The sequence below is a fragment of the Pseudooceanicola sp. NS-SX9 genome (assembly GCF_057380705.1).
Genome location: NZ_JBXXRN010000002.1, coordinates 84,688 through 101,474, shown reverse-complemented (window position 1 = coordinate 101,474; position 16,787 = coordinate 84,688). Strand labels below are relative to the sequence as shown.

Sequence of the window (16,787 nt, the reverse complement as noted above, 5' to 3'; positions counted from 1 at the left end):
GGTCTGGGTCTGGGTCTGGGTCTGGGTCTGGGTCTGGGTCTGGGTCTGGGTCTGGGTCTGGGTCTGGGTCTGGGTCTGGGTCTGCTTCCCTGCGGGGAAGGTGCGCTTCGCGGTTGCGGTGGCCAAAAGGGGCAGGGGGAGGCTTGCGGCAGTCTCGTTCCTGCAGAGGGGGGCTCGGGGTCTGGCGGCGGGGTGGCAGTGCGGGCAGGCCCTCTCGACAGGCTGGGCCCGGCGCGGCGGCGTGGCTGGAAGGGCGGGACCTGTCGGCGCGTGCCGGAGCCTATGGGCAGGGCTCCGCCGGACCGGGACCTTCCCCATGGGGAAGGGATTTATCGGACGCAAGGGGAGGGGCCATATCGCGGCGGTAAAGGGCGCTAAATTCCCCCATAAGCGCCGCTTCCAACATCCGTCTTGCGGAAGGATATGTGTCTGACTATTGTCAGGTAAATTCCTCATGAGGCCCAGAATGCTGAAAGATCCCGTTGCCCGTACCCGCCGTTTCCACCGCGCCGTCACCACCGAAGCCGGCGTGCTGGATGCCTCGTTCCTGGGGCGGGGGCGGCCGCTTGGCCCGGCGCGGGTCCTCAATGCCATCGGCCGTGGCATCACCGACATCGCCGAGATCCGGCATTACCTGCGCCTTGACAGCGGGCTGGCCAGCCGCCTGTTGCGCGGTCTGGAAGATGAAGGGCTGATCACCACCGGTCCCAGCCCCGAGGACGGCCGCCGCCGCATCGCCCGGCTGACCGCCAAGGGCGAGACCGAGTTCGCGGCCTATGAATCCCTCTCGGATGCGCAGGCCGAGGAGATCATCGCCCGCCATCCCCGCCCCGAGGTCCTGCTGGCGGCGATGGATATCGTCGCGACGGCGCTGGCCTTTCCGCGCACCACCTTCGAGGAGGTTAGCCCCACCGATCCGCGCGCGCTGGCCTGCCTGACCGCCTATTACGAGGAACTGGGCCGAAGGCTGCAGCAGGGGTTCGACGTGCGCCTGTCGGCAGATCCCGAGGCCGCGGCGATGATGCCGCCGCAGGGCAGCTTCCTGCTGGCGCTGTCGGACGGAATGCCGATCGGCTGCGTCGGGCTGAAGGGCACCGACAAGGGCTATGCCGAGATCAAGCGCATGTGGGTATCGCCTGCGGCGCGCGGCATGGGGCTGGCGCGGGCGCTGATGGAACGCACCGAGGCCCGCGCGCGGGAGCTGGGCATCACGCTGCTGCGGCTCGATTCCAACTCGGCCCTGCCAGAGGCGGTGGCGCTCTATCGCAAGCTGGGCTGGAGCGAGATCCCGCGCTTCAACGAGGATCCCTATCCGGATGTCTTCTTCGAGAAGGCCCTGCAGGACGACAGCCGCATGTGAGCGAAGGGCAGGGGGGCCTTCGGTGGTCCGGTGGTCATCGGGGGGCCCGGGCTGCGGCGCCGGAGCGGGTCCGGCGATAAGGGCTGTCCCTGGGGAAGTGTCTGCCCGCGCCCGGAAAGAGCAGTGGCGGATCGTTGCGCGGGATCGCCAAGCCGGGGACCTGCCCCCGGGCATCGAGGGGGTCATGGCACGCCTCTGCCTCGTCTGACGGTGGCCCGGTCTGGCAGCGGCCCCGCCTGGCAGTGGTCCCGTCTGACCGCGCGGCAGGATTTGCCGGGAGCGATGCCGGGCCGCTGCACAGGCTGACCTGCGGCGCCACGGGCTCGGCCCGGGGGCGGTCCAGAAGCGTGCCAACTGGAGGCTCATGGGCCCGGGCGGCGGCGGGCATTCTTCCCGGCGGCACCGTCTCGGCGGCACGGCAGGGATCCCATCGCGGGGCAGAGCGGCGCCGCGCATCGTCGCGAATGCCTCGACGGTCCGATGCGATCCCCGGACCATGGGAGGGGGCCGCGCGGCAGATCCAGTCACGGGAAGCCGGCGCGCCGGGCAGGGGGGCACGCTCTGCCATACGGCTTGCGGATCTCGCCCGGCTGTCCGCCGGGCGGCCGACCCCCTGCAACACGGGGCAGCGCGACGGCAGTGTCGCCGTCGGGACCGGCTGCACCGGAATGACCAGGATCCACCTTACTGTCAGCAGGCACGGGCGGCCCGTCAGGGCAGGGATCACACCGGACAGGCTGGCTGCGATCTGCGGATGTCGGGCGGCGTTGTTGCAGAAAGGCGGCCTGAGACGTGAGTGCCCCTTTCCCGTTCAGGCTCAGGCCACGCGAACAACCTCGGCGGTGCCGAGCGCGTTGAAGCGATTGATAAGAGCGACGCGGATGTGGATTTCGGCGGTTTGGCGATCGGGGTCCCTTGCAGCGATGCGCTCGCCGAAGGACTTGATGCAGCGCATCTTGGCCTCCACGCGGCTGCGAGCGTGGTATCCGGTCCACCGTTTCCAGAACGCCCGGCCGTAGTGACGTGTGGCGCGCAGGGTTTCGTTGCGCGCCTTGGCAGCCGGGCAGTCCTCTTTCCAAGCCCGACCGTTCCTTCGGATCGGTATGATTGCCGAGTCGCCGCGTGCGATGATGGCGCTGTGACATCGGCGGGTATCGTAGGCGCCATCCGCAGTCACGGTGCCGATGTCCTCGTCCTCGGGGATCTGGCCCAACAGGTCTGGCAGGATGGGGCTGTCGCCTTCCCGGCTGGGGGTGAACTCAACGGCCCGGATATCCGAAGTGGTAGTGTCCATTGCCAGATGCACCTTGCGCCATTGGCGACGACCCTGAACACCATGCTTGCGGGCCTGCCATTCGCCGTCGCCAAGAAACTTGATGCCGGTGCTGTCCACCAGCAGATTCAGCGGCCCGTCGGCACGACGATAGGGGATCTGCACCTTGAGGGTCTTCTGCCTACGGCACAGCGTCGAGTAGTCGGGAATGGGCCAGTCCAGTCCTGCGAGCCGCAGGAGGCTCGCGACCATCCCGGCTGTCTGTCTGAGCGGCAGTTTGAACAGCACCTTGATCGACAGGCAGAACTGGATCGCGGCATCCGAGAAAACTGGCGGGCGCCCTGGGCGTCCCTCATGCGGCGCGTGCCAGGCCATCTCCTTGTTCAGCCAGATCAGCAGTGACCCGCGCTTCCTGAGCGCATCGTTGTAGGTAGACCAGTTTGTCGTGTGGTAGCGGGCGGGCTTGGGCTTGCTCATGCAGCGCGTCTAACCGCATGGATTCCCGATGTGAATCCTTCACCGGCTGAGTTCTGCAACAACGCCAAGGCGAAGCTGCGAGAGGACCGCCAGGAAGCGATTGGGCCGAACGATGTCTGGGCCATGGATTTTGTCCATGACCAGCTGGCCATTGGCAAGAAGCTTCGCATCCTGACCGTTGTCGACACCCATTCACGGCTCTGTCCAGCGGCCGATCCCCGTTTCACCTATCGTGGCGAGGACGTCGTGCAGACGCTGGAGAAGGTCTGCGCCCAGGTCGGCTACCCGAAGACCATTCGCGTCGATAATGGCAGCGAATTTATCTCTCGCGACCTCGAACTCTGGGCCTATGCCAACGAGGTCACGCTGGACTTCTCACGACCTGGAAAGCCGACCGACAACGGTTTCATTGAGGCGTTTAACAGCAAGCTCCGGTCCGAATGCCTGAACGCCCACTGGTTCATGAGCCTTGCCGACGCCCGCGAAAAGTTGGAAGCTTGGCGTCGACACTACAACGAGGACCGACCCCACAGCGCGATTGGATACAACGTCCCGATTGCCATGCATTATCCCGATGGCGTCACCGGCCCGTCATCGTGAGGCAGCTGAAAAATCCAACTTCCGGCTGTCCAAGTTTGGGGAGCAGTGCAACAGCGGACCGGTCTCATATACGACCCGCTTTGCATCCGGGCCGCGCCGCCGAAGAACCGCCGCAATTGCACGTGGATCCGAGGTGCATTTGCCGCGCCAGACCCGTTGGCCGCCCCAGCGAACGGAGATTGCCGTCTCTTTCAGGGATACGTCCAAGCCGATATAGTCACGCATGGTTGTTCTCCATTCGATGTCTGGGCCCGGTGTCCATCGTGAGCCCGTATCCGCATCCTATCGGGGCACAACCACCGGCCCAAAATTCGCAAGGTACTGCGGCTGCGGACGACTCGCGCCCGCGATTACCCTATGTGTAAAAACGGACCGGCATGGGCGACCCCAAAACGACGTTCTCCCGAAGGAGCCGCGGCCGTATTTCGTTCTGGCGCGGAGCGCCGCATATGGGCCACTCGGGAAACTGCTTCCGACAGATTCTCGAAATTGGCGTTTCCAAACAGCCCCGGCCGACCCCGGTCAGCCTGCCGCCCCGGCCTTGCTTTGGTGGGCGCGCAGATCACCGTTCCGGCCTGCCGCCTTTGCAGCGGGTCGGACAAACGGGCCTGCCGGGATCCGCCGCCGTTCCCCGCCCCGGGGCCTGAAGGTGGGCCGGGGGGCAGCCGCAGTTGGTGCTAGTCGCTGAGGAACTTGCCGCGGAAGAACACCAGCGGCTCGCCTGCGCCGGCCGCGCGCACCCCCTGCACCGCGCCCAGCACGATCGCGGTTTCGCCTTCCTCGATGACCCGCGTCACCTTGCAGTCGAACACCCCGAGCGCCCCCTTGTAGACCGGTGCGCCGGTGACAAGCGTGTCCCAGTCTTCGGGAACAAAGGGTTTCTCGCCCTTGCCGCCGAAGGCGGTGGCCAGCGCCGCGCAGCCCTCGGGCAGGTAGTTGACGGCGAAATGGCCGCTTTCCAGCACGCCCTGCAACGCCGAGGTGGATGTGCCGATCGACACCAGCATCACCGGCGGATGGGCCGAGACATGCGCCGCCGACAGCCCCAGAAAGCCGTTCGGCCGGCCGTCTTGCAGGCAGGTGACGACGGTGGCGCCGGTGGCGCGTTCGCCCAGCGTGCGCCAGAAGGCGCCCATGTCGATCTCGGGTTCCTTGGCTTCGAAGGTCATGGCGCTGTGTCCTGCTGTGGTCCTGGGGTGGCGCCAGCAAGCCCGCCCGATGGGCGATGTGCAATGGGGAAATCCCGCGCGGGGCGGCGGCAGGGCCTGTGCCCTCGCGGCAGCGGATCAGGGGGCGGGAAAGACCAGGCAGACCTCGGTGCCGCGGGCCGAACTGGCGATGTGCAGATCCGCCCCGATCCGGCGGGCCCGCTGCTGCATCCCCTGCAGCCCGTATTTCGGCCGCCCGCCAGCGGGCGCATCGGTGTCAAAGCCATGGCCGTCGTCGCGGATGCAGATCCGGTCGCGGTCGGTGTAGATGGTGATCACCCGCGCCCCGGCATGCTTGATGACGTTGGTGATCGCCTCCTGCACGATGCGCGCGATCTGCAGGTTGCGCGAGGGGTTGACCTCGGTAAAGGCGGGTTCCTCGCCGATCTGCCAGTCAAAGCGCAGGCCGTGGCGGTCCAGCAGCCCTTCCAGGCGCGTGCGCTGCATCCCCAGCAGGGTGATCAGGCTTTCGTCATTCTCGATGCAGTCGAGCATCAGCGCCAGGTCGCGCAGCATGTCCTCCATCGCGTCGCGCAGGGTGGCATCGCCAATGGCGTTGTTTTCCATATAGGCCATGGTGCCGACGATCTGGCTGCCCAGGCCGTCGTGCAGGTCCAGCATGATGCGGTTCCTTTCCTCATGCACGGCCTGCTGACGCTGGGCGCGGGCGTTCAGGGCAAAGCTGCTTTCCAGCTCTTGGGTCTTTTGCGCGATGCGGTCCTGCAGTTCGGCGGTCAGGCGTTCATAGCCCTCAAGGCTGCGGATGAACTGCGACACGATCAGCCACATGCCCACCACCGTGGTCAGCAGCGGCATCAGGTGCAGCAGGTGGATGCTGCGCGGCGGCGCGCGCGTCAGCCATTGCATCAGCCCGTCCAGCGAAAAGGTCAGCGCCGCCGACAGCGCCAGAAAGAACACCAGATAGTCCGAGCGCGGCAGCTGGGCGCGGTGGCGGCGCAACAATTCGACCGTGGCGAAACCGGTGAAGATGATCACCAGCATCACCGGCGTCGAGACGTGATCCACCTGCGAAATCGGCAGCGCCGCCATCAGCACGATGCCCGCCAGGGTGGCCAGGATGTGCAGGCGTTCCAGCCGCAGCGGCGCCAGATCCAGCAGGCAGCGGACGAATTTCAGCATGCTGAGCGAATAGAGCGACAACGAGGTGATCTGGGTGATCTTCCAGATCCGGTAGGGGCCGACGGGCAGGTTGGTGCCGAATTGCGCCAGGAACACGCAGGCACAGGCGCAGCACAGGCTGAGCCACAGGTGCTTTGGGTCCTGCGGCCTGCGGATCCAGATCATCGCAAAGCCCAGCGTCAGCAGGATCATCATCCCCAGCCCGAACAGGCTGAGCGCAGGTCCCATCATCATCCGCTCGCGATAGGCCGGGCGCAGCAGGTCGGCGGGGCCGAAGAACACCTGGTGCAGGTCCAGCCGTCCCGGCGTGCCGCCCTGCAAGATCACGTCCAGCCTGTTGTCCCCCTGATGCAGCAGCGCCGGAGAGATCTGCGCCAGCAGCGGCTGGTTCCACAGCCGCCGGTAGGGCAGGGGCTGGGTCAGCAGGGCGCCGTTGATTTCGATCGTCACATCATCCGACAGTTTCGGCAGGTAGACCGCCTGGACCTGCTCCGGGACCGTGTCGAGATGCAGCGTGGCGCGCAGGTGGTGCAGCTCGGGGGTGGGATCGTAGCGGAACGGGGTGAAATAGGGCAGCGTGATCGGGGTGGGCTGGGTGCAGGCGGGATCATGGCACAGTGCCATGTGGTCGATCATCTGCGTCCCCGCGACCGGCTGGATCAGCCCGACGCGCAGCGACATCATCAGCGTGAACAGCACCGCGATCCACAGCACGACCACCGACCAGGACCGCAGGAGCGACAATTGCATCGGCGCCTCAGATCATGCCGGCCTGAGAGGCCTGGGCGACGGCCTCCATGTTCGAGCGCACCTCCAGCTTGCGGTAGATGCTGGTGATGTGGTTGCCCACCGTGCCGGGGCTGATGCCCAGCTGTTCGGCGATCTCGCGGCGCTTGTAGCCACGGGCGACGGCACGCAGGATCTCGGTCTCGCGCTCGGTCAGCAGGTCGGGGTCCTGGGTGGTGCTGTGTGGCAGGCCGGATTTGACCATGTTCAGCACATGGCGCGCGATGGCCGGGCTGATCGGGCTGCCGCCCGCGATCAGCGAGGTGATGTCGGATCCCACATCGCCCAGATTGCCGCCCTTCAGGATATAGCCCTTGGCGCCGGCGCGGATCGCCTCGACCACCCGGGCCTCGTCGCCGAAGATCGAGATCACCAGCGCATCGACCGTCCAGTCGGCCTGCTGCAACATGGCGATGGCCTCGATCCCCGATCCGTCCGGCAGGCCGATATCGACCAGCACCACCCGGGGGCGGCGCTCGAAGATCATCGGCATACCCTGGTCCAGCGTGCCCGCGACCCCGGCGACATTCAGGCCCTCGGTGGCTTCGATGGCGGATTGCAGGCGGCGTGAGATCTCGGGCCGGTCCTCGAGGATGAGCACGGAATGGGCAGTCATGGCGGGCCTCGGAACTGATCGTGTGAGCAGCCTATCACGGCAGAAAAACGCTGCCATGTGCTAATCCACCTATATGGCGCCGCCCCGCAGCATGGCACACAGAATGGGCAGCGGGTTCCTGATCCGCCGCTGTCCGCCGCAAGACCTTTTGGCCATCAATGCCTTTGCATAGGACTTTCCCCTGCCATCTGCCCGTCACGGTTTCCGCCCGTGGCGGGCAATTGCATGGCCCTTGCGTTGCCTGTCTGCCTGATGCGCCGCCGTCCCGTGGCGTGGCAGCGGCGCATCGCGGCCCGGTTGTGCGCGACGGGCCCCGAGGTGCCCCTTGGCCCGGGGCAGGCGCCGCGCTAGCCTTTCGCCATGACACGCCGTGCGCCCCCTTCGCCCCCCCCCGTTGATCCGCCGCGCCCCGCCCCCGACTGGGCGCGCGATGCCGCCTGGGACGACCCCGAGGACGCGGCCTTTGCCTGTGGCGGGGCGCTTGCGGCGCTGCAGGCTGCGCTTGGCCATGCGGGCCTGCCCGCGGCGCTGCTGCGCGACCGGCTGGCGCTGCGCGCGGCCGAGGCCTGCGCCGCGCTGGAAGGCCGCCCCGAACGCGCGGGCGCGCTGCGCGATGCGCTGCACCTGATGCGTCCGGGCGATCAGCCGGGACCCGGCGGCGCGATCCTGCGGGACTGGCGCCGGGCCTGCCTGCATCCGCTGGCGGCGGGGCGGCTGCTGGCCGATGCGGGGCCTGCCGATGCCGGGCAGGGATCGCCGGTTGCGCAGGCGGCGCGGGTGCTGCGCGCCAGCCTTGACGACGATCCCCGCGCCGAGACCCGCGCCCTGATCCGTGCCGATGCGGCGCTGGCGGCGGCGCTTGGCTGGGACCACCTGCTGCCGCTGCTGGCGCTGAAGCTGCCCGCCCGCGCCCTGCGCCTGCCCGAGGCCGAGCTGCGCCTGGCCTGCTGTCGCGCCCTGCTGCCCGCCACCCGAGAGGCGCTGTCGCTGGCGGCCGAGCTGACGCGGCGCGCGGGCGTGTTGCAGGCCGTGGCGCCAAGGCTGCGCGCCAAGACGGCGCCGGCCGCGCTGCGGCTGTTCCTGTCGCAGGATGCGGTGACGCCTTCGGCGCTGGCGGCGGTGATGTCGGACCGCGCCGCGCGCCGGCTGTGCGACCGGCTGGTGTCGCTGGGCGCCGTGCGCGAGCTTTCGGGCCGCGACAGCTTTCGCCTCTACGGTCTGTGATGGCCGAGGGGTTCGACAGGGAACTGGCCGATCTGGCGCCGGGCGCGCGCTGGCAGGAATGGCTGCGCCGGATCGAGGCGGTGCTGTTTGCCAGCGCCACCCCGGTTCCGGCGCAGGATCTGGCGCGGGTCGTGGGGGCGGGCGCTGCGGTGGAACTGCTGCTGGAGGATCTGTCGGCGGCGCTGGCCGATCGCCCCTACGAGGTCGTCCGCGTGGCCGAGGGCTGGCTGCTGCGCACCCGTCCCGCCTATGCGCCGGTGCTGCGCGCCGCCGCCGATGTCGCCGCCCAGCAGATGGACCTGCGGACCTGGGACGTGGCGGTGCTGGCCGCCATCGCCTATCACCAGCCGATCACCCGCGACGGCCTGAAGGAGATCTTCGGCAAGGAGGTCAGCCGCGACCTGATCGGCCGTCTGCATGGCCGCGGCCTGATCGGCACCGGCCCCCGCAGCCCGCGCCGCGGCGCCCCCTATACCTATGTCACGACCGAGGCCTTCCTGGTGGCCTTCGGCCTGGAAAGCCTGCGCGATCTGCCCGACCCGGAACAATTGCAGGATGCGGGCCTGTCGGGCGGCGCCTAGCCGATCACGTCATCGGACCAGGCGGCGTGTTTCAGCGGCGCGCGCGCCTCGGCCAGCAGCACGACCTGGGCGGCGGCCCGGGCGTCCTCGCCCGCGTCGTGGTGATCGAACTCCAGCCCCAGATGATGCTTCAGCGAGGCCAGCCCATGGCCGCCGGCGCCGCGCAGTTCGGGCCAGGCGCGGCGGGCGGTGGTGACGCTGTTGTGCCAGTCCCAGGCGGGCTCGGGGCGGCGGGCGGCCAGGCAGGCGGCGCGGATGGCGCTGCGGTCGAAGCCCGAATGCTGGTAGACGGGGCGCCCGGCCAGGGCGGGTTCCAGCAGGTCCAGGACCCGGGCGATGCCGGGCGCGCCCTGCACCATCGGCCGGGTGATGCCGTGGATATGGGGGAAGACCCAGCGGTCGGTGCCGGGATCGACCAGGCTGACCCAGGGCTCGATGCTGTTGTCGGGGCGCACGCAGGCCAGACCCAGCTGGCAGATGCTGCCGCGATCATGGTTCGCCGTCTCGACATCAAGGGCGAAGAAGCGGAACGGGCCGGTGGGAAAGGCGGGCGGCTGGGGCATCGGGGGCTCCGGGTTGGGTTGGGGCAGCATAGGCGGAGGGGCGCCGAGTGTCATCCGGGATCGCTGCGGGGGGCGACGGAAAAAGGGGCCTGAGGCGTACCATTGGTCGATGCGGCGCTCACGGCTTCTTGGGTTTGCGTTTTCGATAGAATCGTTATATCTAAAATTACGATATAACGAAATGAGGATACGATGAGACATCATCGCGATGACAGATCCGGCGAAGGCCGGGAAAACGGTGGCCGCGGACGCGGCATGGAACGGCGCGGCGAAGGCTGCGGTGAAGGACGGGGCCCGAAAGGCGGCCGTGGCGAAGGGCGGGGCCGGGGCGGCCGGGCGATGGATTATGGCGACCTGCGTCTGGTGGCGCTGTCGCTTCTGGCCGAGGCCCCGCGCCATGGCTACGAGCTGATCCGCGCCTTCGAGGAACGCTCGGGCGGCCGCTATGCCCCGAGCCCGGGCGCGGTCTATCCGATGCTGCACTGGCTGGAGGACATGGGCTATGCCGCAGCCGAGGTCGAGGGCACCCGCAAGTCCTATGTGATCACCGACGAGGGGCGCGCCTTCCTGGCGGCATCCGGCACGGCGGCAGCTGCCGCCTTCGAGCGTCTGGCCGCCAGCCGCGGCAAGGGGCCGATGGACCAGACGGTGGGCGAGGCGATGCATCGCCTGAAGATGGCGCTGCGGCAGCGCGAAGGGGCGGGGCCGCTTGACGCCGAGACCGCCCGTGGCGTGGCCGAGGCGCTGGACGCCGCGGTGCGCCTTTTGGAGCCGAAGGAGGACTAGGCAATGGACACGGCCATGGCAGAGGTGCTGGTCGATTTTCACCAGCGTCTGGCGCGGGAGCGCGAGGACCGCAGACGGGGCATCGAGGGGCCCCGCCTCATGGCTGTGGGCCCCGAGACGGGGCAGCTGATGCATGTGCTGGCCCGCAGCCTGACGGCGCCGCTGATCGTCGAACTGGGCACGGCCTATGGCTATTCCGGGCTGTGGCTGGCGGATGCGGCGCGGCAGACGGGGGGGCGGGTCGTGACCTTTGACATCGATGCGGGGCGGCAGGATCAGGCGCGCGCCGCGCTGGCGCGGGCGGGCCTGGCCGGTCAGGTCGAGTTTCGGCTGGGCGATGCGCGGGCGCTGATCCCGGCGCTGCCCGAGGCCGTGGATTTCGTGCTGATGGACCTGTGGAACGCGCTTTACCTGCCGTGCCTGCAGGCGATCCTGCCCAAGCTGCGGTCGGGCGCCATCCTGGTCAGCGACAACATCCGCCCAGGCGATCCGGCGATGGCCGATTACCTTGCGGCGCTGCGCGCAGTGCCGGGGATGGCGACGGTGCTGGTGCCGGTGGGGCAGGGGCTGGCGATCAGCCGCTACCTGCCGGGCGGAGCAGGTGCCGTCTGAGGCCCCGCGGCAAGCGCCCCGGGCGGGTCCCGCCGGCCGCCGCCCGGATCCGGGATCGGTGGCTTCATCGGTGCCTTTGGCAATCCGTCAGGCAGGCCGATCGACATTCCCAAAGGCGCCCGTCAACAGAGGCCCCGGCGCCGCGCATCCACCGGCAAGGCCCTCGGCGCCCGCATCCGGCCCCACCGGATGCAGACCTTGGGCGGCGTGTGTCGCAAAACCCTGCAATCCGAAAATTGTCCTGAAATCCTGGACTGTCGTTCCGTCCGGGAGCCCGATGTTCAGGGGCGGCCTTGCGGCAAGCCATGCTGCGGATCTGGCCGGTTTGGCCGGATCAACGACGTTTCAACACGATCAGCGGGGGCTCGACCGGTGCCTTTGGGGGCTGTCCGGGCCGGAAGACGCGGGACCGGGCCACTATGCCCGGCGGCTGCGCAGGCCTTCCTGGAACCGGGCCCAGGCAATCGCCGGGCTGACGCCTGCGGGCCAGAAGGGCTGGAAGGCGATCGGGCGCATGGCACTGACCGGCAGCACCGGCGTGCGGGCGGGGCCTTCGGCCAGCACGGCGGCCATCTCGGCGCCCATGCAGGTGGCCATGGCGACGCCGCGGCCGTTGTAGCCCAGGCAGACATAGCCCGTCTGTTCGATCTGATGAAGATGCGGATAGTGATCCGCCGTCATCGCCACGCGCCCGTTCCAGCCATATTCCCAGCCCACCTGCTTCAGCTCGGGCCAGAGCCGTTCGGCATAGCGCACGAGGCCGGGGAAGGCGCCGGGCCCCGAGGCCTCGGCCATGCGGCCACGGCCGCCAAAGACCAGCCGGCGCTGCGCATCGACGCGGTAGTAGGTGGTGACCGGCCCGACTTCGAACAGCGATTGCCCGGCCGCCAGGATCCGCCCGGCCAGCGCCTCGGGCAGGGGGCGCGAGGCGACGATGGCGCTGAACACCGGCAGCACCGAGCGCCTGAGCCCGGGCAGCAGCTGGCCGCTGTAGCCATTGGTGGCAAACAGCACCTTGTCCGCCGTCACCTTGCCCTTCGCCGTCGTCAGCGCCCAGGAGCCGATGCGCTTTTCCGCCTTCAGCACGGCACTGTCGCCGTAGATCCGCACCCCCGCCGCGCGCGCTGCCGCCGCCAGCCCCAGGGCGTATTTCAGCGGGTTCAGCTGGCCGCCCCTGGGATCGATCAGCCCGCCCAGATAGCGGTCGGTGCCGGTCATCGCGGCGACCTCGGGGGCCTGCAGCAGGCGGTAGTGAAAGCCCGTGCGCTCGGCCTGGGCGGCCAGCGCCTGCAGGTCGGCCAGGGCGCTGGCGCTGGTGGCGGCGCGCAGCGTGCCGCCACGGCGGATGTCACAGTCGATGCCCAGCCGCGCGACCAGGTCGAACACCCGGTCGGAGGCGCCCTGCGACAGATGCATCATCGCCTCGCCCAGATCGCGGCGGACGTCTTCGGGGCCGGATTTCAGCCCGGGATTGATCTGCCCGCCATTGCGCCCCGAAGCCCCCCAGCCCGGCCCGTTGGCCTCCAGCACCACCACGTCAAGGCCGCGTTCCGCCAGATGCAGCGCCGCCGACAGCCCGGTGAACCCCGCCCCCACGATCGCCACCCGCGCCGATGTGGAGCCGCTCAGCGCCACGCGGGGCGGCGGCGCCTCTGGCAGGGTGCGCGCATAGAGGCTGTCGGGCAGGGGCTGCCCGCTGCGGGTGGTCACGGTGTCGTAGATCATGCCAGGGGGCTCCGGCCTAAAGGATGCGGTGACCGTACAGCAGTCGCGCCCGCGTGCCAGAGGGCGGCACCGCAAAACCGCATCCTGTGGCTTCCGGGTGCCGCTTGCTGCCTGCCCGGCAGGCGTCAGAGCCCCGGCGCATGCAGGCTGACCCGGCTGGCGCCGCCGCCGCGACGGCTGACGCGGATCTGCACGGGGATGCGGTCCTTCATCGCCTCGACATGGCTGATCACGCCGATGGTGCGGCCCTGGGCCTGCAGCGCCTCCAGCGCATCCACCGCGACATCCAGGCTGTCGGCATCCAGCGCCCCGAAGCCCTCGTCGATGAACAGCGTCGCTGCCAGCCCGCCATGGCTGCCCATCCGGCTGAGCGCCAGCGCCAGTGCCAGCGACACCAGGAAACGCTCGCCCCCCGACAGCGATCGGGTCGAGCGCGTCTCGTCCCCCATGTCGCGGTCGACGATATGCAGCGCCAGATCGTCGCCGCCGCGCGCCAGCCGGTAGCGCGGCTTCAGCTCGGTCAGGTGCTGGTTGGCGCGTTCCACCAGCATCGACAGCGTGACGCCCTGGGCGATCTGGGCGAATTTCCCCCCCGAGGCCGATCCCACCGCGGCATTGACGGCGGTCCAGGTTTCCAGCTCCTGCCGGGCGGTGTCGATCTGCCCGCAGAGCAGCTGAAGATCCGCACGCAGCCGGTCGTCGGCCGCCAGTTGCGCCCGGATGCCGCCCTGCCGGCTGAGACCCGCGTCGCGGGACGCCTCGACCATACGGCGCTGGTCGGTCAGGGCGTCTTCGGGGGTGTCGGGGGTGCCCTCGGCCTGCAGCGTGATCAGGTCCCGGCGGCGGGCGGCGAGGGTGGCGCGGGCCTCCTGCAGGGCGTTGGCAAGGGACTGCTGGCGGGCGCGCAGGCTCGGGGCCTGTTGCGGCGCGCACGCCAGCAGATCCGGGAAGGTGGCCGGGTCCAGCCCGGCCTGCGCCAGCCCGTCGGCGAGCGCGGTTTCGGCGGCCTGAAGCGCCTGCTGTGCGGGCCCCAGGGCGTGGGTGGCCTGGTCGTGGCGTTCGATCAGCATCGCCTGTTGCGCCTCGGCGCGGGACAGGACACGGGCGGCCTCGGCGCGGGCGTCGGCGGCGGCAAGGCGGGCGGCGTTGTGGCGGGTGCGGTGCTGGCCGGTGTCCTCTCCGTCCAGCAGCGCGGCACGGGCCTGGGCCAGGGTCTGGAGGGCGCTCTGGCGGCCCTCGTGCAGGCGCTTGGCCTCGGTGGCGGTGTGCTGCGCCGAGGCAAGGGCACTTTCGGCGGCGGCGATCTGCGGCGCCAGCGCCTGGCGGGCGGTCTGGGCTGCGTCGCGGGCGGCGGCCTGCTGGCGCCAGGCGGTGACAAGGGTTTCCAGCTGCGCGCGCAGGCCTTCGGCGGGCAGGGGGGCGGGCAGACCGGCGGCGGTGACAAGGGGCGTCAGCGCGGCCTCGATCTGCTGCTGGCGGGCGGTCAGGTCGGCATGACGGCCCTGCGCCACGGCATACGCCTGACAGGCCTCGGCCAGCGCGGCCTGCAGGGCCTGGCGGTCCCGCGTGCGGGTGTCGATCCCGGTGGCCCGAAGGTCCATGCGCTCGCGTATCGTGTCGGCCTCGCGGCGGGTGTCGGCCAGTGTGCGGCGGGTCGCGTCAAGGGCATCGGCGCGGTCCTGTGCGGCCTGCAGCAGCGCCGGCAGCAGCGGCAGGGCGGCCTCGGGCGTCTCGGGCAGGGGGGTGTCGTCGCGGGCGGCATCGAAGCGGACCCGGGCGGCAGCGGCCGCCTGGCGCGCGGCGGCGCCCGTGGCCGATGCGGCCTGCTGCGCCAGCCGGTGGGTTTCGGCGGCGGCGGCGCTGTCGTCGCGGGCTTGCCGGGCACTGTCGCGGGTGTTGCGGGCGGCCTGCAATTGCTCGCGCAGCGCCTGAGCCAGCCCGGCAAGGGCACTGTCGTGCTGCACCGGATGTTCGGTCGCGCCGCAGACCGGGCAGGGGGATCCCGGGGTCAGGTGGCGGCGCAGGTCGGCCGCGCGGTCCGAGGCTGCGGCCTGAGCCAGATCGGCGGGCGCTTCCAGCGCGGCGGCGGTGGCCTCGGCGGCGGTCAGGGCCTGCTGCGCGGTTGCAAGTTCCGTCAGGGCGCGGTCTCGGGCTAGGGCCGCCTGTGTCGCGCGGTCATCGGCCTGACGGGCGTCATCGCTGGCCGTCGCATGGTCCTCGGCGGCGCGGCGCATGTCCTGCAAGGATTGACGGTGGCGCGACAGCTGCGCGGCCTGGGCTTCGGGATCCTCTGCCGCCAACGCCTGAAGGGCCGTCCGCGCGGCCTCCAGCGTCTGCTGATCCTGCGCCTGCGCCTGCCGGTCGGCCTCGGCCGCGGGGGCGAGGGCATCAAGCTGCGTCTGCAGTGCGGCGGTGCGCTGATCCTGCGACCGGGCTTCGTCCTGCAGGGCCTGCGCTTCGGCCCCGAGGGCGCGGCGTTCGTCGAGCCGCGTGCACAGATCATCCCAGCGGGCCGTCAGGGCCGCGACCCCGGGGCGCGCCGCAAGCGCGGCTTCGGCCTGGTCCAGATCGGCCCTGGCCGCCCTATCCTGCCGTTGCAGATCCCAAAGCGCGGCCAGGGCCCGGTCCAGCGCATCAGTGGCGCGGCGGGCGGCGGTTGTGGCGGTTTCGGCCTCGGTCGTGGCAGTGCCGAGCAGGCTGTCAAGCCGCGTGGCCTCGCTCCAGACGGGACCGAATGTCTTGAAGCTCTGCTCGGCCTCGGCATGGGCGGTTTCGGCCAGCGCCAGGGTTGCGGCCGCAGTGCTGCTGTCGGACTGCGCCTGCAAAAGCGCGGCATCGGTGCGGGTCCGGGCCCTGGTCAGGTCCTGCAGCGCCTGCCGGCAGGTCTGTACCCGGTCGTGGGTGGGGCGCAGGGCCAGTGCCGCGTCGAGGTCCTGCAGCAGGCGCGCCTGGGCGGCGGCGGCGTCGGAGGCGGCCTGGGCTTCGGCCTCGGCACGCTGCGCCGCGTCGGTGCGGGCGCGGGCCTGGTGATGCGCGGCATGGCGGGCCTGATCGGCGGTGATCGCGGCCAGCTGCGCGGTCAGGCCGGTCAGCGTTTCGGTCAGGCTGGCGTCTTCGGCGGCAAGGGCGCTGCGGTCCTCGGGCGTCAGCACGGGGGTGGCGCCGCGCTGCAGTTCCAGCGCCTCAAGTGCGCGGCGGGCTGCCTCGGTGCGTTCGTAGATGCGGCGCGAGATGTCGCGGTAGATCTGCGTGCCGGTGACCTTTTCCAGCAGCGCGGCGCGATCGGCGGTGCGGGCCCGCAGGAAGGCGTCGAAATCGCCCTGGGCCAGCAGGCAGGTGCGGCGGAATTCGTCGTAGCTGAGGCCGGTGATCTGTTCGACCCGCGCGGTCACCAGCGATTTCTGGCTTTCCAGTACGGCTTCGTCGGGCAGTTGCATCAGCACCCGGTCGTCCTGCTGCATCCGGCCTGCGGCCCGGGCCCGGGCGCGCCGGGCGCTCCAGCCGGCGCGGTAGGTCTGGCCGTCGGGGGCGCGGAAGTCGACCTCGGCAAAGCCCTGGGCCGTGCCGCGCCGCAGGATCGATCGTGGGTCGTTCGAGCGGATCGTCTGGCCCTCGATATCGGGCACGTCGTCATCGCTGCCCTCGGCCGACAGGCGCGGGCACTTGCCATAGAGCGCCAGGCACATCGCGTCGAGGATCGTCGACTTGCCCGCCCCGGTGTCGCCGGTGATGGCGAAGAGGCCGGCGGACCGCAGCGGCTCGGCGGTCAGGTCGATCTCGAAACGTTCGGAGAGGCTGGCGAGGTTGCCGCCGCGGATGGCCAGGATCTGCATGGC

General features: G+C 70.1%; 12 protein-coding genes and 2 pseudogenes. 6 read left to right on the top strand and 8 right to left on the bottom strand.

Annotated features, from left to right (window positions below; translation table 11 throughout):
* Positions 1-466: 466 nt before the first annotated feature.
* Positions 467-1,360 carry a bifunctional helix-turn-helix transcriptional regulator/GNAT family N-acetyltransferase gene (locus tag AC2ITM_RS17380; RefSeq protein WP_486469701.1) on the top strand — a complete coding sequence of 298 codons (894 nt, stop codon included), beginning with the start codon at positions 467-469 and terminating at the stop codon, positions 1,358-1,360.
* Between the two features lie 817 nt (positions 1,361-2,177).
* Here the strand turns inward: AC2ITM_RS17380 and AC2ITM_RS17375 are convergent.
* On the bottom strand, positions 2,178-3,110 hold the full coding sequence (locus AC2ITM_RS17375; protein WP_486466467.1) for an IS5 family transposase: 933 nt from the start codon (positions 3,108-3,110) through the stop codon (positions 2,178-2,180).
* Positions 3,111-3,176: 66 nt separating this feature from the next.
* Here AC2ITM_RS17375 and AC2ITM_RS17370 point away from each other — a divergent pair.
* Positions 3,177-3,710: pseudogene (locus AC2ITM_RS17370) on the top strand (integrase core domain-containing protein); the annotation flags it as partial.
* Positions 3,711-3,761: 51 nt separating this feature from the next.
* On the opposite strand, the pseudogene AC2ITM_RS17365 reads toward AC2ITM_RS17370, so the two are convergent.
* From AC2ITM_RS17365 to AC2ITM_RS17350, 4 genes and pseudogenes are all read right to left on the bottom strand, one after another.
* Positions 3,762-3,935, bottom strand: a pseudogene (locus AC2ITM_RS17365) (IS110 family transposase); the annotation flags it as partial.
* A 452-nt stretch (positions 3,936-4,387) separates the two neighbouring features.
* Entirely contained in the window at positions 4,388-4,879 is a 492-nt protein-coding gene (locus AC2ITM_RS17360) for a flavin reductase family protein (protein WP_486469700.1), read from the bottom strand.
* Positions 4,880-4,996: 117 nt separating this feature from the next.
* Positions 4,997-6,808, bottom strand: coding sequence for a sensor histidine kinase (locus AC2ITM_RS17355; RefSeq protein ID WP_486469699.1), 1,812 nt, complete (start codon positions 6,806-6,808; stop codon positions 4,997-4,999).
* 7 nt (positions 6,809-6,815) lie between these two features.
* The gene (locus AC2ITM_RS17350; protein WP_486469698.1) at positions 6,816-7,460 is read right to left on the bottom strand and encodes a LuxR C-terminal-related transcriptional regulator; all 645 of its coding nucleotides are present in this window, start codon (positions 7,458-7,460) and stop codon (positions 6,816-6,818) included.
* Between the two features lie 360 nt (positions 7,461-7,820).
* Here AC2ITM_RS17350 and AC2ITM_RS17345 point away from each other — a divergent pair, with 360 nt between their 5' ends.
* Both AC2ITM_RS17345 and scpB read left to right on the top strand, forming a co-directional pair.
* Complete coding sequence (locus AC2ITM_RS17345; RefSeq protein ID WP_486469697.1) at positions 7,821-8,684, top strand: DUF1403 family protein; 864 nt, start codon at positions 7,821-7,823, stop codon at positions 8,682-8,684.
* Positions 8,684-9,265, top strand: a complete 582-nt coding sequence (gene scpB / locus AC2ITM_RS17340) for an SMC-Scp complex subunit ScpB (protein ID WP_486469696.1) — start codon at positions 8,684-8,686, stop codon at positions 9,263-9,265. Before AC2ITM_RS17345 ends, scpB begins: the two co-directional genes overlap by 1 nt.
* On the opposite strand, the gene AC2ITM_RS17335 is transcribed toward scpB, so the two are convergent.
* Entirely contained in the window at positions 9,262-9,828 is a 567-nt protein-coding gene (locus tag AC2ITM_RS17335) for an exonuclease domain-containing protein (protein WP_486469695.1), read from the bottom strand. The two genes, scpB and AC2ITM_RS17335, sit on opposite strands and share 4 nt — an antisense overlap.
* A 339-nt stretch (positions 9,829-10,167) precedes the next feature.
* On the opposite strand from AC2ITM_RS17335, the gene AC2ITM_RS17330 reads away from it, so the two are divergent.
* Positions 10,168-10,614, top strand: a complete 447-nt coding sequence (locus AC2ITM_RS17330) for a PadR family transcriptional regulator (RefSeq protein ID WP_486469694.1) — start codon at positions 10,168-10,170, stop codon at positions 10,612-10,614.
* 3 nt (positions 10,615-10,617) lie between these two features.
* Positions 10,618-11,226: an O-methyltransferase gene (locus tag AC2ITM_RS17325; RefSeq protein ID WP_486469693.1), complete on the top strand. Its 609-nt coding sequence runs from the start codon at positions 10,618-10,620 to the stop codon at positions 11,224-11,226.
* Positions 11,227-11,643: 417 nt separating this feature from the next.
* Here the strand turns inward: AC2ITM_RS17325 and AC2ITM_RS17320 are convergent, their stop codons facing one another.
* Positions 11,644-12,951, bottom strand: coding sequence for an NAD(P)/FAD-dependent oxidoreductase (locus AC2ITM_RS17320; protein WP_486469692.1), 1,308 nt, complete (start codon positions 12,949-12,951; stop codon positions 11,644-11,646).
* A gap of 125 nt (positions 12,952-13,076) precedes the next feature.
* The gene (locus AC2ITM_RS17315) at positions 13,077-16,784 is read right to left on the bottom strand and encodes an AAA family ATPase (RefSeq protein ID WP_486469691.1); all 3,708 of its coding nucleotides are present in this window, start codon (positions 16,782-16,784) and stop codon (positions 13,077-13,079) included.
* Between the last annotated feature and the right edge of the window lie 3 nt (positions 16,785-16,787).